Raw genomic sequence first — 18,391 nt, 5'->3', positions numbered from 1 at the left:
AAAATTTTCAATTAATACTATAAAGTTAAACACATAACTAAATAAAAACTTGAGACTCTGTCTCGTTAAACACCCCTAATCAAGATAAAGGCGAAGTTCATGAACCTAACGGTACGAATGAAAATAATTGGTGGTTTTGCCATTATTTCAGCTTTGATCGTCCTCACCAGTGCAATGTCATATCGTAATCTTTCGGCAATTGATGAAGCGACACTCATACAAAGTGAATTGGCGATCCCAACATTAAAAACCAGTAATTTACTGGCAACAGATTTAGTTGAAATAGGTAGCGTTACGTTGCGAGCGTATTATCAAACCAAAATTGACCAATTGAATATCAACCGCGAAAATTATCAAAAAATTAGCAGCAGCTTCAGTAAAAATGAACAAGCGTTGAGGGTCATTGTTAAGGATGAACCAGCTTTAACTAAGAACCTCAAGGAAATTGAAGAACTCTACCAAATCCTGATCGCTGATATCCAAAAGGTCTTTGATAATCGTAGTGAAAGCATTAATCGGCGCAATATGCTTATCGATAGCATAGACGCACTTGAAGAAAAGGCCGATGAAGCGGCAACGATTATGCTAGATTTGGCCTACCATGATTTGGCCAAAACAAAGCTACAGCGAGCCGTTACTCTAGGGGAAAGCATAGAAGCATCCTTTAATAGCATAGTATCTTCTGCTTTTGAATATCGTGATAACGTCGATCCTACTACCGAAGATCTTATTGAAGGTGAAATCAATCGGGTTAATGAAAGCCTACAAAATACCGCCAAAGAAATCATCAACGAACTCAACATTAATGGCGTAGAAGGTATTGCCGAAGAGTTCAGTGATATTATGGTAAGCATTAATACCATTATCACTGGCACTGATGGGATCTATAGCCATAAAAAAGCCCAGTTAGCTGCGATAGCTAATGCAACAGCTAGCCTAAATGCTGCAGAAACAAATATCAAAAAAGCCAATGCATTACTTGCTAAGCAAGTAGAGTTAGCCAATAAAACCACCAACGAAGCAACTGCATTAATTAGTGATAAAGTTTCTAGCGGTACTACCCAAACTATTTTGATCTTAATTATTTCAATTGGTTTGGCAACAGGTATTGCCTGGATTACCTTAATCAGTATTACTCGCCCACTAGAACGCGTCAATGACATGCTAAACGTTGTTGCTTCCGGTGATCTATCGCGTAAACTCGACGACAGTGGTAAAGATGAGTTTGCTGAACTTTCTCGTAACTGCAATACCTTAATTGATAGCTTAAGAGCCCTTATCAACGGCATTGTCAGTCGCGCAAGTCAACTAGCAACCGCAGCTGAGCAAACTTCAGCTGTAACCGCACAAAGCACCACCGCTATTGCAGAGCAACGAACACAGGTAGAGCAAGCTGCCTCTGCAACAACAGAGATGAGTAGTACCGCTCAAAGCGTACTTTCAGGCGCAAATGATGCGTTAGGGGAAATTAAGCAAGCGGATGATGAAGCAGAACGTGTTAAAGTCATTTCCGATCGTAATAAGTCAACTATCGAGCTGTTAGCAAAAGAAGTAGAGGATGCTTCAGCGGTCATCAATAAATTAGAGCAAGACAGTGCTTCCATAGGAGGGATTTTAGATGTAATCCGTGGCATTGCCGAGCAAACTAATTTACTTGCACTAAATGCTGCAATAGAAGCGGCCCGAGCCGGTGAACAAGGGCGAGGCTTTGCCGTTGTAGCTGATGAAGTTCGTACGTTGGCGAGTCGCACGCAAGAGTCGACCCAAGAAATTCAACATATGATTGAAGCCTTACAAACCGGCGCGCAAAAAGCAGTAGCGGTAATGGAAACCGGTAAAAAGCAAGCGGCTGAGTGTGTAACCCAAAGTGATGAAGCGAACGCTGCACTTGAAACAATTACGCATGCAGTCCATGAAGCATTCGATCGCAGTTCTCAAATTGCCACGGCTGCCGAAGAGCAAAGCGTGGTTGCTCACGAAATTAGTGAAAACTTGGAGTCGATTGTGGCAATCGCTGAACAAACAACAGCAGGGTCACAACAAACGGCAGAGTCGAGCAGTGAAGTGGCTCGCTTAGCTGAAGAATTACAATCTTCCGTTCGAGAGTTTAAACTGTAAGGTTATCGAAGGTATTTGAAAAGCCGTCACAAGACGGCTTTTTTTGTATATGATTTTTATAATCCGCGTTGCCATTCTTGTCGCAAGATAACGTCGTGTGGTTGGATTAATGCTCGCTCAACTTGGTTTAAAATAGCTGTCTTGTCTTTGTCAAGTATCCCTTTTAGCACCAAATAATTAGACGCGTGATCAGAGCGAAATATGGTTTTATTTAACTCAAGCGCACTAACTAACCACTTCATTTCTTGAAAAAGTTCAGCTTGAGTTAGTAGGCGAAACTCGCCGTCGAAAGCTTTGGCAAATCGCTCTTGACCGAAAGGGAAAGACACAACGAGCGTTGATAAGTAATCTGGCTGGGCTTCATTCATTAACTTGGCGGAATGTAGCGCATGCTGTTTAGCATATTTTGGGCCACCCAATCCATTGAGGATCATTACCGAGCTTTTCATACCCGCTTGCTTAATTTTGATCAGTGCTTCGAGTGAGCTCTGGTAACTTTCTCCCTTATTCACTAAGGTTAATACGTGGTCATCACCACTTTCACAGCCAACATACAGTAAGGTTAATCCTAGCGCATTTAATTCAGCCAACTGCTCTACTGTTTTATTTTTAAGATTTCGAGGCAAGCAATAACTCGATACTCGACTCACATCTGGAAAATACCGCTTAATCAACAACAATAGACTTTTTAACCGCTCAAAAGGAAGCATCATCGCATCGCCATCAGCGAGAAAGATACGAAACACGGGTAGACCAGAATCAGTGATCTTTGTTAACTCTTCCTCTATCGCTTCAAGTTTTTTGGGACGAAATTTTTTATCTTCACTGGTGTACATTTCACAAAAAGTACATTGGTTCCACGAACAACCATTAGTGACTTGTAATATTAAGCTTTTCCATTCACTAGGTGGTCTAAAAACAGGTTCGATATATGAGAGTGGATACATAATTTATTGTTGCTTCTCGTAAACACAGAACTCTAGGTTATATGCATTTTTTTCATCTGCTGTGTAATATTCGCTACTCACTTTTTGCCAAACGGTTTTAGTATCATAATCAGGAAATTGCGTATCACCGTCAATTGAAGCATCAATGTGTGTGATATAAAGCCTGTCAGCAAATGGTAAACAGTGTTGATAGATAGCGCCGCCACCGATGACCATCACCTCATCGACATTCCCCGCTTGCGCTAATGCATTTTCTACCGAAGAAACGACGGTAACGCCAGGAGCTTGGTAATTCATATCGCGAGAAATGACGATATTCAGTCTTCCGGGTAGCGCTCTACCAATAGATTCATAGGTTTTGCGCCCCATAATCACGGGTTTACCTAACGTTGTCTTTTTAAAATAAGCTAGGTCTGCCGGTAAATGCCAAGGCATGTCATTGTCTTTGCCAATAATGCGATTATCAGCGTGAGCAACAATCATAGATAAGATAGTCATGATTAGATTTATTGATTGCTTAAAACCTTATGTTACCACGGCTAAGGATTGGTAAAAAGAGAGTTAGCTAGATAGCTATTAAAGCTTAATGCTTCATATTACAGGTTATTGTGAACTCTCCTATTTATTAATATATCAAATAAAAAACGCTCATTAACCAATGAGCGTTTTTTACAATAATCAGTTAACGACGATATTCAACTTCGACATCGTAATCGTCTTCATCCCAATCGTCATCGTCAAGGTCATCATCAAAATCATCCATGGCATCTTGATGGTAGTTATCCCATTTGAACTCAACCGCTTTCTCTTCAGGTGCTGCTTCTAACGCTTCTGCTGGTAATTGCTCTATGAAGGTCATCAACTCTTGGCAAAGCTCTTCGGTACCTTGTTTATTAAATGCCGATATTTCAAAAACGCGATCTTGCCAGTTTAATCCTTTGAGAATACGCTCTGTAACTTCTTGAGCCTCTTCTTCTAGCATTAAGTCGAGCTTATTGAACACTAACCAACGAGGTTTCTGAGCAAGCTTTGCTGAATGAGATTCAAGTTCATTAATAATGGTTTTAGCATTTTCTAATGGGTCTGAGCCATCAACAGGCATAACATCAATGACATGCAATAACACCCGACAACGCTCTAGATGTTTAAGAAACTGCGTACCTAAACCAGCACCATCAGCTGCCCCTTCAATAAGTCCTGGGATATCAGCAATAACAAAACTTCGCTCTGCGCTTAATCGAACAACACCTAAATTAGGAACTAACGTGGTAAAGGGGTAATCTGCTACCTTAGGCTTCGCCGCTGAAACACTTCTAATCAACGTAGATTTACCTGCATTAGGTAATCCCAACAAACCAACATCGGCAAGTAACAACAACTCTAATTTCAAGTTACGGATCTCGCCTGGGGTACCATCTGTTTTTTGGCGTGGTGCTCGATTAGTGGAACTTTTAAAGCGGGTATTACCCAAGCCATGCCAGCCCCCTTTAGCCACCATCAATTTTTGGCCATGTTTGGTTAAATCGCCAAGCTGCTCATCGGTATCAATATCGACAGCTCTGGTACCTACAGGTACCTTTAATAACAAATCATCGGCACTTTTACCGGTCATATCACGGCTTTTACCATTTTCGCCACGTTTGGCACGATGAAACCGCTCAAACTGATAATCAATTAAGGTATTTAAGTTCTCATCTGCGACAAGATAGACATCGCCACCATCGCCACCGTCACCACCGTTTGGTCCACCAAACTCGATGTATTTTTCACGGCGAAAGCTAACACAGCCATTGCCGCCGTCACCTGCCTCAACCCTAATTTCTACTTCATCAACAAATTTCATGGTGCTTTAAAACACTCCAAACCTTTTTCATTGCTGCAATTATAAGCGATTTTTACTATTAACCCTAACCATGGTTAACAAATCACTCAAAAATTACGCTATAAGTTAAACCGTTAGCGAAAAAAAAACCCTGCTTTGATGCAGGGTTTTTCAAAGGTATTAAGTATTATTACTCAGCAACAATACTTACAAATTTGCGGTTTTTAGGACCTTTAACATCAAACTGAACTTTACCGTCAGTTAATGCAAATAATGTGTGGTCTTTACCGATACCCATGTTGTCACCTGCGTGGAACTTAGTACCACGTTGACGAACGATGATGTTACCCGCTAAAACAGACTCACCACCAAAACGCTTAACACCTAAGCGTTTGCTTTCTGAATCACGACCGTTTTTGGTACTACCTGCTGCCTTCTTATGTGCCATTGTAAATCGCTCCTAATTAGCCGTTAATACCAGTAATCTTCACTTCAGTGAACCATTGGCGATGGCCCGCTTGCTTGCGTGAATGCTTACGACGTTTGAATTTAACGATTTTAACTTTATCGCCACGACCTTGTTCTACAACTTCAGCCACAACTTTACCACCTTTAATGTAAGGCGCGCCTACATTGATGTTATCGCCATCAGCGATCATTAAAACGTTATCGAATTCTACTGACGCACCAATTTCAAGTTCAATTTTCTCTAAACGAACTGTTTGGCCTTCAGTTACACGGTGCTGTTTACCACCGCTTTGGAATACCGCGTACATAGCTACTCCGTACTGCGCTCTAAACTAAACGCATAAATTTAAAAATATAGGGCGCGAATTCTACTCGATGGGGTAATTGATCGCAAGTAGAAATATGAATTTTTATTTAATATTTTAAAGAACGTCATCTAACCTTCTTTATTGAACAAAATCGTGTAAACTTTGTCGCAAATTTTTCCGATAAATTCGCAGTAAAACATTCATAGGCTTATGAACATCAAAGATATTCAAGCACTGGCTCAACAAGATATGACCCAGGTTAACGATTTGATATACGCACAGTTAACCTCAGATGTCGCCTTGATTAATCAGCTAGGCATTTATATTGTCAATGCAGGCGGCAAACGAATGCGCCCTATGTTGAGCGTTTTAGCCGCTCGTGCTCTTGGCTATGATAAACAACAGCATATTGATATTGCAGCTATTGTTGAGTTTATCCATACCGCTACGCTGCTACATGATGATGTGGTAGACGAATCAGATATGCGCAGAGGCAGAGAAACGGCTAACGCATTGTTTGGTAATAGCGCCAGCGTATTAGTTGGTGACTTTCTATACACCCGTGCTTTTCAAATGATGACGAAACTCAACAACATGCGAATCATGGACATATTATCCGATGTTACCAATGTTGTTGCCGAAGGTGAAGTTTTACAGTTAATGAACTGCAATGATGCAAGCACAACCGAAGAAAGTTACATGCAAGTCATTTATTGTAAGACCGCGAAACTTTTCGAAGCTGCTACGCAATTAGCGGCAGTTATTAGTGATCAAGAGCCAAGCATAGAACAAGCAATGATCGATTACGGGAAATATCTCGGTACAGCATTTCAATTGGTTGATGATATTATGGACTACACTGCTGATGCCAAAGAAATGGGGAAAAATGTTGGCGATGATCTTGCCGAAGGAAAGCCTACTTTACCGCTAATTTATGCCATGCAACATGGAACTGAACAACAAGCGGCAATGATTACAGAAGCCATAGAAACAGGTAACGGTATGGAAAACCTAGAGGCTATCTTGTCAGCAATGAAAGAAACAGGTTCATTGACCTATACGCAAAAAATCGCTGAACGAGAAGCCGATAAAGCGATAAAAGCTTTAGCACCATTGGCTGACTCTCCCTACAAAGAAGCGCTAATTAACTTAGCTCATATTGCCGCTAACCGAACGGCTTAATCACCAATAACGCTTGTAAACATTTCGTACTTTAGGACGGGATATTGTATCAAAAAAGGCCGCTAACGCGGCCTTTTTTAATGTTAAGGGTTAATTCTATCCATTGATAAAATCAATACCTTCTTGAATATCTTTATTTAACGTTTCAAGCATATCGTTTTTCGCTTGCTCTTCAAACGCGCTTAACGGACCGTAAGGTAAAATCTCTTCGACACCATTCTTGCCTAAACGAACTGGATGAGCGAAAAATGGTGCATCACCACCTTCTACTTCAACGTAAGCATAATCAACAACTGACTCACCTTGTAAACCTTTAACTAAAGACATACAAAAACGTGCCGCTGCTGCGCCCATAGATAAAGTTGCAGAGCCACCACCTGCCTTAGCGTTAACAACTTCTGTGCCTGCATTTTGAATACGTGGCGTTAATGCCGCAACTTCTTCATCAGTGAACTCAACTCCTTCGACTTGAGAAAGCAGTGGTAAAATTGTTGTACCTGAGTGACCACCGATTACTGGTACACGCGTTTTAGCAACATCTAAGCCTTTTAATTCGGCAACGAATGCTTCACTACGGATAACGTCAAGTGTTGTAACACCAAAAACTCGATTCGCTTCATAAGTACCCGCTTTTTTAAATACTTCAGCAACAATAGGTACAGTGCCATTAACTGGGTTGGTAATGATACCTACTAATGCTTTAGGGCAATTTTCAACAATACCTTCAGCAAGTGTTTTAACAATACCAGCATTAACGGCAAATAGATCGGCGCGATCCATACCAGGCTTACGTGGCATACCTGCTGGGATAATAACAATATCAGCACCTGTTAATGCTTGAGCTAAGTCATCTTTACCAAAACCTGCAACTTTTACGTCTGTAGGGATATGTGATAAATCTACAGCAACACCCGGTACTACTGGGGCAACGTCATACAATGACAATTCTGAACCTGCTGGCAATTGGGTTTTTAATAGTAAAGATAACGCTTGGCCGATACCGCCAGCTGCGCCTAAAACAGCTACTTTCATGGGTTGTCTCCGAATTTGAGTAATTACGTAAAATTTAGGTGGCCAGAAGATAATGCATTGGCCTCCAAAAAACAATGATTATACAACTGTTATGGCAAACTAGGATACCGTATAATCGAAAACATTAAATAATACTATGGTAGTATAGCAGCGAGATAAAATTTTCTTGAATGGTTTAATGAGGAATATAAAAACTTATGAGCGGACAACAAAAACAAGAAGCTTTGGTGCAAGCCTTTAAAGATCTATTGAAGCAAGAACAATTTGGTTCACAAGGCGAAATTGTTGATGCCTTAAAGTCACAAGGATTTGACAATATCAGTCAATCAAAAGTTTCTCGTATGCTCAGTAAGTTTGGCGCAGTAAGAACACGTAACGCCCGACAAGAAATGGTTTACTGTTTACCGGCTGAACTTGGCGTGCCAACCGCTAAAAGTCCGTTAAAGCAATTGGTACTGGATATTGAACACAATGACGTGATGATCATCATCAGAACCAGTCCTGGCGCCGCTCAACTAATTGCAAGATTACTAGACAGTTTAAGTAAAAGTGATGGCGTTTTGGGTACCATCGCTGGCGACGATACTATCTTTATCGCACCAACGAATGTAAACCAAATTAAACAAACTATCGAAAAGTTAGAGGTTTTATTTTCCAAAAACCTCAGCTAAACCTACTCAATCAATGTCTGTTGTATTCTTTGAGACTAAGGTTGCCAGTACATTTAGGCTGGGCGCAAAAAATGCCGCTCCCGTTTCTGCTTGAGTATAATTTAATAAGTGGTCACTATGACCATGGGCATCCCCAACAATCATGCTACGCAACATCATGGTAAAGGGCTCTGGTGAATGACAATATGCAACAAACATTAAACCTTGCAGTTTCATGTCGCCATAGGGCATGCTTTGGCGCAGTATCTCGATGCTTTTTCCTTGTTCATCTTTTAAATTGACCCGCTTGATGTGGGCCGTTGCGGGTTTGTTTTCTGAGGTATATTCTTCATTATCAATTTTTGTGCGAGCAATAATATCTTCTTGCTCTTTAACTTCTAGCGTATTCCACAAATTCAAGTTATGCCGATAACGCTGAATATGCAAATAACTTCCACCAGCAAATTTAGGGTCTTCTTGTTCTCCCACTAAAGCAACTTCGCGACGATGCCGCCCTCTTGGATTTTCAGTACCATCAACAAAACCGGTAAGATCTCGACCATCAAGAAATCTAAAAGCACGAACCTGCTCGACGAGTTCGACACTGTCAGCCAATAAGTTACACACCTTAGTGGCAACAATATGATTAACATCTGCGCGATCACTTCTTACCTCGATGTATAAATCATAATGTGTCGCTGGTGCAATACGATCATCAGCTAAAATCTCACTAAAAGGCGCCAATTGCTTTGGACGGGCATCAGGGAACAACTCATCCCAATAGTTAGCACCGATTGCTACGACACCAGTTAAATTACTCTCTGAAAACCTATCGGCATACTTATCAAAAAGTGCTGGCAAACGTGACAGTGCTTCACGAATATAATCGGTATCATCATCAACAACATTAAATAACAAATAATACCCATGTAAACTCGGCTCTGCGCAAATACCAAACTGTTCTCTTGCCATTAATTGCTCCTGGCAGCCACAACTTCAATAAAATTATCTCATTCTACACGAAAAAATACTTTTGACAGTAACGGTTTAATTTTACATAAAAAAACCTTCTACTTGCTAGAAGGTTTTTATGTTAGAAGGTTTTTATACTAATCGCTAAATTGATCAAGAGCGAGAGAATTCTGGATAAGCCTCTAAACCACAATCTGATTTATCAACCCCTTCATACTCTTCTTCTGCACTAACTCGAATTCCCATCGTGACTTTCAAAATGAACCAAACAATTAAACTGGTCACAAATACCCAAGCAAAGATAGTCGCTGCCCCCATTAACTGGCCAGAAAAACTCGACGAAGTGTTAGTCAAAGGAACTAACATCAAGCCGAAGAATCCAACCACACCGTGCACCGAGATTGCACCAACAGGATCATCTATCTTCATTTTATCAAGCGCGACAATGGAACCAACGACAATGATACCACCTAGGGCACCAAACAATGTCGCTTGCAATGCCGTCGGCGTTGAAGGTTCTGCAGTAATAGCAACCAGCCCTGCTAATGCGCCATTGAGCACCATAGTCAAATCAGCTTTTTTGAACATTACCTTTGCTAAGACTAAGGCTGCAATCGCACCACCAGCGGCCGCTGCATTGGTGTTTAGAAAAACCATCGCGACAGAATGTGAATTGCCGATATCAGCAAGCTTAAGTACTGAGCCCCCATTGAAGCCAAACCATCCCATCCATAAAATGAAAGTACCTAAAGTCGCTAGCGGTAAATTCGCTCCAGGGATCGCATGAATGCGTCCATCTTTACCATATTTTCCTTGACGAGGCCCTAATAGCAGTACGCCTGCTAACGCTGCAGCAGCACCTGCCATATGTACAATGCCTGAACCTGCAAAATCAGAAAAGCCAAGGTCACCTAAGGTATACAGTCCAAATACCGCATTCCCCCCCCAAGTCCAGCTACCTTCCATAGGGTAAATAAACGCCGTTAATACCACAGTAAATGATAAAAATGCCCATAACTTCATACGTTCAGCAACAGCGCCTGATACGATAGACATCGCCGTTGCAACAAAGACGACTTGGAAAAAGAAATCTGACGCTTTTGAGTAAATAGCACCGCCAGTAAAGCCATCCTCTCGACCAGCAAATTCGCCAAGCACGGCCGCTGTATCGACGCTTTCAATACCTGATAAGAAGTAGCCACCACCGTACATAATTTGATAACCGCAAGCTAAGTACATAATGCAAGAAATCGCATAAAGTGCGACGTTCTTGGTCAAAATTTCAGTGGTGTTTTTTGCTCGCACTAATCCGGCTTCAAGCATAGAAAAGCCTGCTGCCATCCACATGACTAATGCACCACAAACTAGAAAATAAAACGTATCAATTGCATACTGTAGGTGAAAAATATTTTGTTCCATAAGTGCCTCCTACAATGCTTCAATGTCAGTTTCGCCGGTACGAATACGTACTGCTTGCTCTAGATCGAAAACAAATATTTTACCGTCTCCGATCTTTCCTGTATGCGCCGCTTTGGTTATTGTCTCGACCAAGCGCTCAACGACGTCATCATTGACTGCAATCTCTAACTTAACTTTAGGCAAAAAGTCGACCTGATATTCTGCTCCACGATACAGTTCGGTATGCCCTTTTTGACGACCAAAGCCTTTAACTTCACTTACCGTTAAGCCTTCGACGCCTATTTCAGAGATCGCTTCTCTGACGTCATCCAACTTGAACGGTTTAATAATTGCGTTGACAAGTTTCATTATTTACCCCTAGTTATTGTTTGGAGTTAACTATTCAAGTGACATGCCAAACAGTTAAAGCGTTAAATAACAAAAGGATAGAGTTTGAAGTATCAAAAAAAACTTAAGCTTCGCACCAATTTGGAGCAGTAAAACTCTGTATGGAGCGATATGGTGCATAAACACAATGAAATAATGAAATAATGATCAGTAATTGAAAATCATCGAGAAAACACCACGAACCTATTTAACAGCTGCTCTGATGGCTCGTGGTGCACTTTAACCTACATTCAGTAAGGTTGATTAGGGTTTTTTGTCTGAACTCTCAGATGTTAATAAATCATAGCAGCGCTTGGTTTTAACACAGCGAGAATACCTAATCGCTCCATATCACAAAAGCTATTCGCCTCAGTGACTAATTCTTTGGTTACTCGAGTTTGCGTTAACACTTCAGGATTCAAGATTAATTCTTGTGGATGTTCGCCGCACTGGTAATTTAATAAGGTAATACGTTTTGCCACGTAGAGTAGCTTAGTCTCTTCTGTGCTATATTCGAAATCATCTAGATCCTGATAACGTATAGGCTCAACAATGCTAAAAGGAATTTGCCATAACTTAAGCAGTTCCGCACTTACATCGGCATAGGTAAATTGAAATACTTGTTGCTGCTTTAGCCAAGGTAGCTCAGTCTTGTTATTAATACGAGCTTGCTCTACTTTTTCGGGTTCAAATTGATGCATCACCAACTCACCAATATTATGTAACAACCCGAAAATAAATAATCGTTCCGCATTTTGCATACCTAATTTAGCGCCTAAATACTTGACGATTAATGCCGCATCTACGCTACTTTCCCAGAACGTCTCTAAAAAGTCTGGATCTGCTTTTATCGATTTAAACGCTTCTGTTGTAAAGTAGGCAATAACTAGGTTATACACTTCAGTTATTCCTAAAACGAGCACCGCTTTAGATATCGTGTCTATCTTTCCGGGATAGTTAAAAAAGGAGCTATTAGCAAGTTTTAATATTGTCCCAGCCAGAGCAGGATCTAATAAGATAACGTCGGCAATATCGTCTATTGTCGAGGCTTCATCGTCAATTAACTCTCTTATTCTCACAAAAGAGTCTGAGATAACAAATATCTCACTTGCTTTTTCTGCGTAATCTTCAGCATCCATGTAAATATCCTAAAATTTAATAATTTCAAAAATCTATACTGAATAATAATGATATCAAGCGCTTTTCTAAAAGGTCAAACAGCGAGATTTCACCTTAAAGCGTCAGTTTTAGTCATTCATTATTCTAGTATAGTCTCAAACTTGTAAAATTGAGCTTTTAACTCACTGAAAGTTTCACTTGGTAAGCGCCAAACTTTCTAATATTTATGACGCCACAATCTAATATCAAATATTGGCCCTTAATACCTAGCAGCTTACCTTCAATAATTGTCGTTTTATCAAAGCTTAATGAATGTATTTTTGTAGGAAAGCTTTCTACAGGATAGTTGAGCGCTATAACATCCGCATTCATTCGTTCAATTGCCCCAAGGCTAAAACGTGAGGTAAGTTCGTTTAGCGTCTCGTCTATATCAGGAATAAGTCGATTGGCTAATTCATGTAAATTGATCGGACTGTTGTCGCCTTTCAACATTTCTCGCCAATTCGTTTTGTCTGCGATGTGTTGACCTAAAGCCGTTTCAATGAGTCCCGATTGCATCCTCGTGCTAACTTTGAAAATAGGTAAAGCTTGTGTCGCCCCTTGATCAATCCACCTTGTTGGAATTTGTGTATGACGAGTAATCCCGACCTTCAATCCCGATGTATTAGCTAAATAAACATAGTGAGGGATCATACAATGATGCTCTCCCCATTGTGGTTCACGGCAGCTGCCTTGAAAGTAGTGGCAGGTTTCGGGCTTCATGATACACATGTCACACTGAGCAAGCTTCTGACTACAAGGAAAGCAAAAACCTTGCGAATAACTTTTTTTCGTTTCTTGATGACAATTGCTGCATAGAATTGTCCCACTAAATTCTAGTTTAATGGAACGTTGGAGATACTCACTGATCGGTAATGATTGCTCACCAATGGGAAGGGAATAGGCGACTAAACCATCATTATTTAACGATCCTCGCATCTTTTTTAAAAGACCAAACTCTGTCGTAATCTCTGTCATTTTATTTATAATATTACCTATTTTTATTGGCGACATACTACGTAAAAATGTCAAAGTACTCTAGTCATTTTACTGCAAACAGGAAAATCTATTGGCAAATACTTGGTTTACATACATAGTGCAATGTGCCGATGACTCCCTTTATACCGGCGTAACCACCGATATTCAAAGGCGGTTAACCGAACATAACAATGGTAAGCTAGGCGCAAAATATACGCGGACCAGGCGACCGGTTAAACTGGTTTATCACGCTATATTGTGTTCACGTAGTGAAGCCTGCAAGCTAGAGCATCAAATAAAACAGCTTTCTCGAGCGGAGAAATTGGCATTAATTGCAACGTAATTTAGCAAAGGTCTTATTGCCAGTGGTCTGCTGAGTATCGATAATCAAGGTTTTCTTCGATTTTTAAATAAACTGCTGGTAGAATGCGTCGGTTTTTTTACAGATAAATGATAAAGCCGTACCATGTTTCTTGAAACTTACTGCCAAATAGATAATCAAAAAATTAGTTTTACTCGCCAACAAGCAAGTGATTTCGCTAAAAAAGTCGCCAATGACTTTAACCCGTTGCATGACGTTGATGCCAAGAGATTTTGCGTACCCGGCGATTTGCTATTTGCATTAATTCTTGAAAAATCGGGGCTTTCTCAACAAATGACCTTTAATTTTTCAGGTATGGTAACCGATGGAGTTGCCCTGAACTTTCCTGATGATATTCGCGATTGCGCCTTTATCAGTGACGACAATGGTAAAGAGTATCTATCTGTCCAAGCAAGCGGAAAGAAAACAACAAACGCTAACACTATTGCGGCGTTAACTAAAGCGTATGTCGAATTTTCTGGTCAAACTTTCCCGCATATTTTAGTAAAGCTTATGCAGGATCAACAAGTCATGATCAACCCTTCAAGGCCTATGGTAATGTATGAATCCATGGCGATTGAAATAGAAAGTCTCGACTTTGATTCAATTGAATTATCGCTCGCAAAGACCACGCTATCCATAGAAGGTAAGCGCGGTATTGCCGACCTCAGTTTTAACCTGATATCGCAAGGAGAGACGATTGGCCATGGTAAAAAACACATGATTTTGAGCGGCCTTAGACCTTACGAGCAAAGTGTTATAGACGAAATTGTTGAACTTTATAACAATAAAAAGGCCAGTTTTAGCGCTTAACGTCGCATTTTTACAAAAAATCGATCAAGTTTTTCAGCACTGGTTCTCATCCAACGTTGGCATTTTTTAAGCCAACGTTGAGCCCAAAAATATTCAGTACTAAGCAAAGCTAAACCAAGCGGCAGAAAAATCACTGCAGGCCCAGGTAACAAAATAAACAGTATGCCTATCGCTAAACAACAATAGCCAACACTTATTTTGCTCAAACGTTTTAGTTTATCCATTTTTATTGTGCCATTAAACCTATCTTAATCATTCTCAAGCAAGTTAGACTCCAACAATATAAAAACCTTTAAATTCATACTTTTAAGAAAAACACCTTTGATTGGAACGCTATAACGTTAACTAATTTCACTAAAATCTAGTAATTTTTTAATCGTTTTCACCAAACTAACTATACTTAAAAATAGCCAGACTCATAAATTCTCCTATATGAACAGGGATGTTCACATGCTATACCAACCATGAATTCCTTTTTTTGCTAGGGTCTGTTGCAGAAAAAATAAACAAAGTTCAGCGAACCCGAATGTAATGATGGTAAAACGTCAAGAGCTATGCCAAGATTTGCAGGCGATTAACAGAATTTCGAGGACATATGGAACTTCATTTATGGTTATCACTGGTGACCATTTGCATACTCGGCGCACTATCTCCTGGGCCTAGCTTAGCGTTAGTCATTCGTAATACATTACAAGGTGGTTCATCAACCGGCTATGCAACGGCAATCAGTCATGGGTTAGGGGTTGCATTATACGCTGCAATTACCGCAACAGGCATAGCATTAATTATTGTCAGTTCACCGTTGCTCTACAAAATTATCCAGTACAGCGGTGCGGCGTTTTTGGTTTATTTAGGCATCAAAGCACTGCTAAGCAAAAAACAAAACATACACGTTGATGAACAGGTTCAAACAGAAACTAACGTAAAGGCAATTAATGGTTGGCGCGATGGCTTTCTTATTGCGTTTCTAAACCCTAAACTTGCGATATTCTTTCTGGCACTGTTTAGTCAATTTGTCGATGAAAATGCTGACTGGCAACAAAAAATCATAATGACAATGACGGTAGGTTGTATCGATGCTCTTTGGTATGTCATCGTCGCTTATATGATATCTCGAGGTCCTATTATTTCGAGATTAAAACAAAATAGTCACATCATCGATAAAGTCACAGGAAGCTTTTTAATATTGCTCGCTGCGCGAGTAGTGATAAATTAATCGAATTAAATTTTATAGCCTCTATTAGAGGCTATAAAAATAATAATAACAGTGCAGAGTTAGTATTCTGGTTAATAAACAAAGTGCAAAACTTTAAGACCTTTTCCTTGTTGGGCCTCTTTAAAAACCACAGGATTGTCTATTTTACCGATAAATCGACATTCTGGACACTCTCTTGATACTTCAGCGATCAGAAAGGCTTCATCTAAATCAGGCGAGTTCAAACATAGTAGTGCCTCAGCACCTGGTGAGAGTAGTTCTGGTATTCTTTTTATTATCTTCTTATAGTCTCTTTTAATATCGACACTCCCTTTTTGAAAAGACGGAGGGTCACAGATTAATAATTGGTATGGACCATATTTTTTTAATCGAGCATAGGACTTGAAAATATCAACACCTTCAAACTTAACCTTACTCAAATCTTGTTTATTTAAGCGATGGTTTTCTCTCCCTTTGGCTAACGCTGATTTACTCATGTCAATATTAACCACTTGTGTCGCTCCACCAGCAATAGCCGCTACAGAAAAAGCACATGTATAGGCAAATAAGTTTAAAACGTTTTTTCCCATTGCATGTTCTTTTACCCAAGAACGTCCATTAGCCATATCAAAGAATAAGCCCAAATTTTGCGACTTCCCGAGTTGTAAATGGTACTTTTGCCCTTTCTCTAATGCCACGGCATGATCGATAGGCGCTCCCCATACCACTTTGATCGGTGCAAACTTTTGGTAACGATGTTGTACTTGTATCGACTGACAAGCACTAATAAGACTTTTGAGGCTCGACACTAACTCAGCCAACCATGGCTCCTCTACCGCTTGATATAGCGTGATCAGCACAACTGGCTCAAACCAATCAACATTAACATGTGACAGCGATGGGTAGGCATGACCTCGACCATGGAACAATCGCCCACTTTCTTTAAGGTTTGATGTATCAAGGTATTGCAGCATGAATATTTCTGGCAAAAAAATAAGGCCCCATAATAACAAATTATCCGGCCTTATATATCTATTAAATCTTAACTAAATAAACTGATAGCAAAGAACTTAGTCATTACCGTATTGATGAAAATAAACAACACTATCACTGGGATAAAGGTACTCAAAGAAAAATTAATATATTTTTCGACCCAAGAATTAGCATAACTATCATTGCCCTGGGCAAGCTCTTCACTCAATTTGTGTTTCTTCCAGCGGTAGCTAACAAACACACAAATCAAGAAACCATTGAGTGGCAAAATAGTGTCATAAAAAATGTCTGTAACCACATCAAAGAAAGACTTTTGCGCACCAGCGTAATTCACAAATTTAGTGAAGAACTCCACCATCCCAAAAGACACCGTTGCAAATATCGTTAAAATACCCGCTGTCATTAACAAGGTTAATAAGGCTTTCTTTCTAGACTGACACTTTTCTGTGACTAAATATGAAACCGGAACTTCGATAATTGACACCAACGAAGTAATAGCGGCAAAAAATACTAAGATAAAGAAGAACGCAGCGACAGCACTCGCAGCAAAATAGCCAATTGATGACTGTAGCGCTAAAAATATTTTAGGTAAAAAGGTAAAAATTAACGATACAGAACTATCACTTAATTCAGCAGGGTTTACGTCAGGATTGAACGAAAATACTGCGGGTAAAATCATTAAACCGGCGGTAAACGCCACTGCAGTATCGGTTAAAGCAACTAACTTAGCTGAACCAACAATATCTGTTTTTTGGGTGATGTATGAACCATAAGTCACCAAAATCCCCATCCCCAAAGACAATGAAAAGAAAGCTTGTGACAACGCACCATTAATTACTGAAGGCGTTATCTTATCGACGTCAGGAATAAGGAAGAATTCGATTCCGGCCATGGCATTGTCTAAGGTTAGCACAAATATAACCATCAATATCAACATAACAAATAGCGCAGGCATTAATGTTTTAGCGGCTTTTTCGATACCATCCTTGACACCCGCGACCAAAATAAAATTGATGATCGCTGCAACGACTACCATCGCGCCAAAAATGTAGGGACTATTGATAAAAGCGCCAAATGCTTCACCCGTTGCCAAGTAATCTAAATTACCAGTAACGATCATCGCGATATAGCCAAATATCCACACTGTCAACACCATATAAAAAACCGCTATCATAAATGGAGTAAACACCCCTAAAAACCCAGCAGCTCCCCATAGTTTGCTGTCATTCGAAAGTGTTTTGTATGCACCAACGGGTTCTTTTTGGGTTTTTCTACCAACAGCCATTTCGGCTATCATGATCGGTAAACAGATGAAAAGTACGAAAAGAGCGTACATTAGTAAAAACGCACCGCCACCGTTTTTAGCGGCATTTACTGGAAAACCAACAAGGTTTCCTATACCGACAGCAGAACCTGCTGCGGCTAATATAAATCCAATTCGGGAGCTAAAATGTTCTCTTGCTGCTGTCATAAATGTCCTTGATTATAATTTTTTATAGGGCATATTGTTATTAACACGCTATCGATACATTGCAACCTATGCTGCAACGCTATAGCGTTTATTAATTGTTGCCTGATGCTACCAAGGATTAAGGCGAATGTCTTGTCT

Annotated in this window: 20 protein-coding genes; 6 read left to right on the top strand and 14 right to left on the bottom strand. The window is 40.1% G+C overall.

Features of this window, described 5'->3' with window-relative positions:
- Window positions 1-99: 99 nt before the first annotated feature.
- Window positions 100-2,118, top strand: a complete 2,019-nt coding sequence (locus ACSLUH_RS07120; RefSeq protein ID WP_448565611.1) for a methyl-accepting chemotaxis protein — start codon at window positions 100-102, stop codon at window positions 2,116-2,118.
- Window positions 2,119-2,174: 56 nt separating this feature from the next.
- Here the strand turns inward: ACSLUH_RS07120 and ACSLUH_RS07115 are convergent, their stop codons facing one another.
- From ACSLUH_RS07115 to rplU, 5 genes are all read right to left on the bottom strand, one after another.
- Window positions 2,175-3,065, bottom strand: coding sequence for a radical SAM protein (locus ACSLUH_RS07115; RefSeq protein ID WP_448565610.1), 891 nt, complete (start codon window positions 3,063-3,065; stop codon window positions 2,175-2,177).
- Between the two features lie 3 nt (window positions 3,066-3,068).
- On the bottom strand, window positions 3,069-3,563 hold the full coding sequence (folA, locus tag ACSLUH_RS07110) for a type 3 dihydrofolate reductase (RefSeq protein ID WP_448565609.1): 495 nt from the start codon (window positions 3,561-3,563) through the stop codon (window positions 3,069-3,071).
- Between the two features lie 184 nt (window positions 3,564-3,747).
- Complete coding sequence (gene cgtA / locus ACSLUH_RS07105; protein WP_448565608.1) at window positions 3,748-4,908, bottom strand: Obg family GTPase CgtA; 1,161 nt, start codon at window positions 4,906-4,908, stop codon at window positions 3,748-3,750.
- A 169-nt stretch (window positions 4,909-5,077) separates the two neighbouring features.
- Entirely contained in the window at window positions 5,078-5,335 is a 258-nt protein-coding gene (gene rpmA / locus ACSLUH_RS07100; protein WP_448565607.1) for a 50S ribosomal protein L27, read from the bottom strand.
- A 16-nt stretch (window positions 5,336-5,351) separates the two neighbouring features.
- Window positions 5,352-5,663: a 50S ribosomal protein L21 gene (gene rplU, locus ACSLUH_RS07095; RefSeq protein ID WP_448565606.1), complete on the bottom strand. Its 312-nt coding sequence runs from the start codon at window positions 5,661-5,663 to the stop codon at window positions 5,352-5,354.
- Between the two features lie 210 nt (window positions 5,664-5,873).
- Here rplU and ispB point away from each other — a divergent pair, with 210 nt between their 5' ends.
- On the top strand, window positions 5,874-6,845 hold the full coding sequence (gene ispB, locus ACSLUH_RS07090; RefSeq protein WP_448565605.1) for an octaprenyl diphosphate synthase: 972 nt from the start codon (window positions 5,874-5,876) through the stop codon (window positions 6,843-6,845).
- A gap of 96 nt (window positions 6,846-6,941) precedes the next feature.
- On the opposite strand, the gene mdh is transcribed toward ispB, so the two are convergent.
- The gene (gene mdh, locus ACSLUH_RS07085; RefSeq protein WP_448565604.1) at window positions 6,942-7,877 is read right to left on the bottom strand and encodes a malate dehydrogenase; all 936 of its coding nucleotides are present in this window, start codon (window positions 7,875-7,877) and stop codon (window positions 6,942-6,944) included.
- Between the two features lie 197 nt (window positions 7,878-8,074).
- Between mdh and argR the strand changes: the two genes are divergently transcribed.
- On the top strand, window positions 8,075-8,548 hold the full coding sequence (gene argR, locus ACSLUH_RS07080) for a transcriptional regulator ArgR (RefSeq protein WP_448565603.1): 474 nt from the start codon (window positions 8,075-8,077) through the stop codon (window positions 8,546-8,548).
- Between the two features lie 6 nt (window positions 8,549-8,554).
- Here argR and ACSLUH_RS07075 read toward each other — a convergent pair whose 3' ends face one another.
- From ACSLUH_RS07075 to ACSLUH_RS07055, 5 genes are all read right to left on the bottom strand, one after another.
- Window positions 8,555-9,499: a Dyp-type peroxidase gene (locus ACSLUH_RS07075; RefSeq protein WP_448565602.1), complete on the bottom strand. Its 945-nt coding sequence runs from the start codon at window positions 9,497-9,499 to the stop codon at window positions 8,555-8,557.
- A 153-nt stretch (window positions 9,500-9,652) separates the two neighbouring features.
- Complete coding sequence (amtB, locus tag ACSLUH_RS07070) at window positions 9,653-10,918, bottom strand: ammonium transporter AmtB (protein WP_448565601.1); 1,266 nt, start codon at window positions 10,916-10,918, stop codon at window positions 9,653-9,655.
- Window positions 10,919-10,927: 9 nt separating this feature from the next.
- A complete protein-coding gene (glnK, locus tag ACSLUH_RS07065) occupies window positions 10,928-11,266 on the bottom strand; it encodes a P-II family nitrogen regulator (RefSeq protein WP_448565600.1) in 339 nt (112 codons plus the stop codon).
- Between the two features lie 311 nt (window positions 11,267-11,577).
- On the bottom strand, window positions 11,578-12,423 hold the full coding sequence (locus ACSLUH_RS07060; RefSeq protein ID WP_448565599.1) for an HDOD domain-containing protein: 846 nt from the start codon (window positions 12,421-12,423) through the stop codon (window positions 11,578-11,580).
- A 157-nt stretch (window positions 12,424-12,580) separates the two neighbouring features.
- Complete coding sequence (locus tag ACSLUH_RS07055) at window positions 12,581-13,420, bottom strand: DUF2797 domain-containing protein (protein ID WP_448565598.1); 840 nt, start codon at window positions 13,418-13,420, stop codon at window positions 12,581-12,583.
- A 91-nt stretch (window positions 13,421-13,511) separates the two neighbouring features.
- Between ACSLUH_RS07055 and ACSLUH_RS07050 the strand changes: the two genes are divergently transcribed.
- Window positions 13,512-13,763 carry a GIY-YIG nuclease family protein gene (locus ACSLUH_RS07050; RefSeq protein WP_448565597.1) on the top strand — a complete coding sequence of 84 codons (252 nt, stop codon included), beginning with the start codon at window positions 13,512-13,514 and terminating at the stop codon, window positions 13,761-13,763.
- A gap of 123 nt (window positions 13,764-13,886) precedes the next feature.
- Window positions 13,887-14,594: a DUF3581 family protein gene (locus ACSLUH_RS07045; RefSeq protein ID WP_448565596.1), complete on the top strand. Its 708-nt coding sequence runs from the start codon at window positions 13,887-13,889 to the stop codon at window positions 14,592-14,594.
- Here the strand turns inward: ACSLUH_RS07045 and ACSLUH_RS07040 are convergent.
- Complete coding sequence (locus tag ACSLUH_RS07040; RefSeq protein ID WP_448565595.1) at window positions 14,591-14,818, bottom strand: PGPGW domain-containing protein; 228 nt, start codon at window positions 14,816-14,818, stop codon at window positions 14,591-14,593. The genes ACSLUH_RS07045 and ACSLUH_RS07040 overlap by 4 nt on opposite strands.
- Window positions 14,819-15,189: 371 nt before the next feature.
- Here ACSLUH_RS07040 and ACSLUH_RS07035 point away from each other — a divergent pair, with 371 nt between their 5' ends.
- Window positions 15,190-15,810, top strand: a complete 621-nt coding sequence (locus ACSLUH_RS07035) for a LysE family translocator (protein WP_448565594.1) — start codon at window positions 15,190-15,192, stop codon at window positions 15,808-15,810.
- 71 nt (window positions 15,811-15,881) lie between these two features.
- On the opposite strand, the gene ACSLUH_RS07030 is transcribed toward ACSLUH_RS07035, so the two are convergent.
- Complete coding sequence (locus ACSLUH_RS07030; RefSeq protein WP_448565593.1) at window positions 15,882-16,778, bottom strand: class I SAM-dependent methyltransferase; 897 nt, start codon at window positions 16,776-16,778, stop codon at window positions 15,882-15,884.
- Window positions 16,779-16,831: 53 nt separating this feature from the next.
- Window positions 16,832-18,253 carry a sodium-dependent transporter gene (locus tag ACSLUH_RS07025; RefSeq protein WP_448565592.1) on the bottom strand — a complete coding sequence of 474 codons (1,422 nt, stop codon included), beginning with the start codon at window positions 18,251-18,253 and terminating at the stop codon, window positions 16,832-16,834.
- Between the last annotated feature and the right edge of the window lie 138 nt (window positions 18,254-18,391).

This window comes from Thalassotalea ganghwensis (assembly GCF_053485795.1).
Note: the sequence above shows the minus strand (reverse complement) of the source record. Positions and strands in the feature narration are given on the sequence as shown.

Bases quoted from the DNA above. Each gene is read 5' to 3' on its own strand.
- argR (WP_448565603.1), top strand. From the start codon at position 8,075: ATGAGCGGACAACAAAAACAAGAAGCTTTGGTGCAAGCCTTTAAAGAT.
- ACSLUH_RS07045 (WP_448565596.1), top strand. From the start codon at position 13,887: ATGTTTCTTGAAACTTACTGCCAAATAGATAATCAAAAAATTAGTTTT.
- glnK (WP_448565600.1), bottom strand. From the start codon at position 11,266: ATGAAACTTGTCAACGCAATTATTAAACCGTTCAAGTTGGATGACGTC.
- rplU (WP_448565606.1), bottom strand. From the start codon at position 5,663: ATGTACGCGGTATTCCAAAGCGGTGGTAAACAGCACCGTGTAACTGAA.
- amtB (WP_448565601.1), bottom strand. From the start codon at position 10,918: ATGGAACAAAATATTTTTCACCTACAGTATGCAATTGATACGTTTTAT.
- mdh (WP_448565604.1), bottom strand. From the start codon at position 7,877: ATGAAAGTAGCTGTTTTAGGCGCAGCTGGCGGTATCGGCCAAGCGTTA.
- ispB (WP_448565605.1), top strand. From the start codon at position 5,874: ATGAACATCAAAGATATTCAAGCACTGGCTCAACAAGATATGACCCAG.
- ACSLUH_RS07120 (WP_448565611.1), top strand. From the start codon at position 100: ATGAACCTAACGGTACGAATGAAAATAATTGGTGGTTTTGCCATTATT.
- ACSLUH_RS07055 (WP_448565598.1), bottom strand. From the start codon at position 13,420: ATGACAGAGATTACGACAGAGTTTGGTCTTTTAAAAAAGATGCGAGGA.
- ACSLUH_RS07035 (WP_448565594.1), top strand. From the start codon at position 15,190: ATGGAACTTCATTTATGGTTATCACTGGTGACCATTTGCATACTCGGC.
- ACSLUH_RS07040 (WP_448565595.1), bottom strand. From the start codon at position 14,818: ATGGATAAACTAAAACGTTTGAGCAAAATAAGTGTTGGCTATTGTTGT.
- ACSLUH_RS07115 (WP_448565610.1), bottom strand. From the start codon at position 3,065: ATGTATCCACTCTCATATATCGAACCTGTTTTTAGACCACCTAGTGAA.
- folA (WP_448565609.1), bottom strand. From the start codon at position 3,563: ATGACTATCTTATCTATGATTGTTGCTCACGCTGATAATCGCATTATT.
- ACSLUH_RS07060 (WP_448565599.1), bottom strand. From the start codon at position 12,423: ATGGATGCTGAAGATTACGCAGAAAAAGCAAGTGAGATATTTGTTATC.
- ACSLUH_RS07025 (WP_448565592.1), bottom strand. From the start codon at position 18,253: ATGACAGCAGCAAGAGAACATTTTAGCTCCCGAATTGGATTTATATTA.
- ACSLUH_RS07075 (WP_448565602.1), bottom strand. From the start codon at position 9,499: ATGGCAAGAGAACAGTTTGGTATTTGCGCAGAGCCGAGTTTACATGGG.
- cgtA (WP_448565608.1), bottom strand. From the start codon at position 4,908: ATGAAATTTGTTGATGAAGTAGAAATTAGGGTTGAGGCAGGTGACGGC.
- rpmA (WP_448565607.1), bottom strand. From the start codon at position 5,335: ATGGCACATAAGAAGGCAGCAGGTAGTACCAAAAACGGTCGTGATTCA.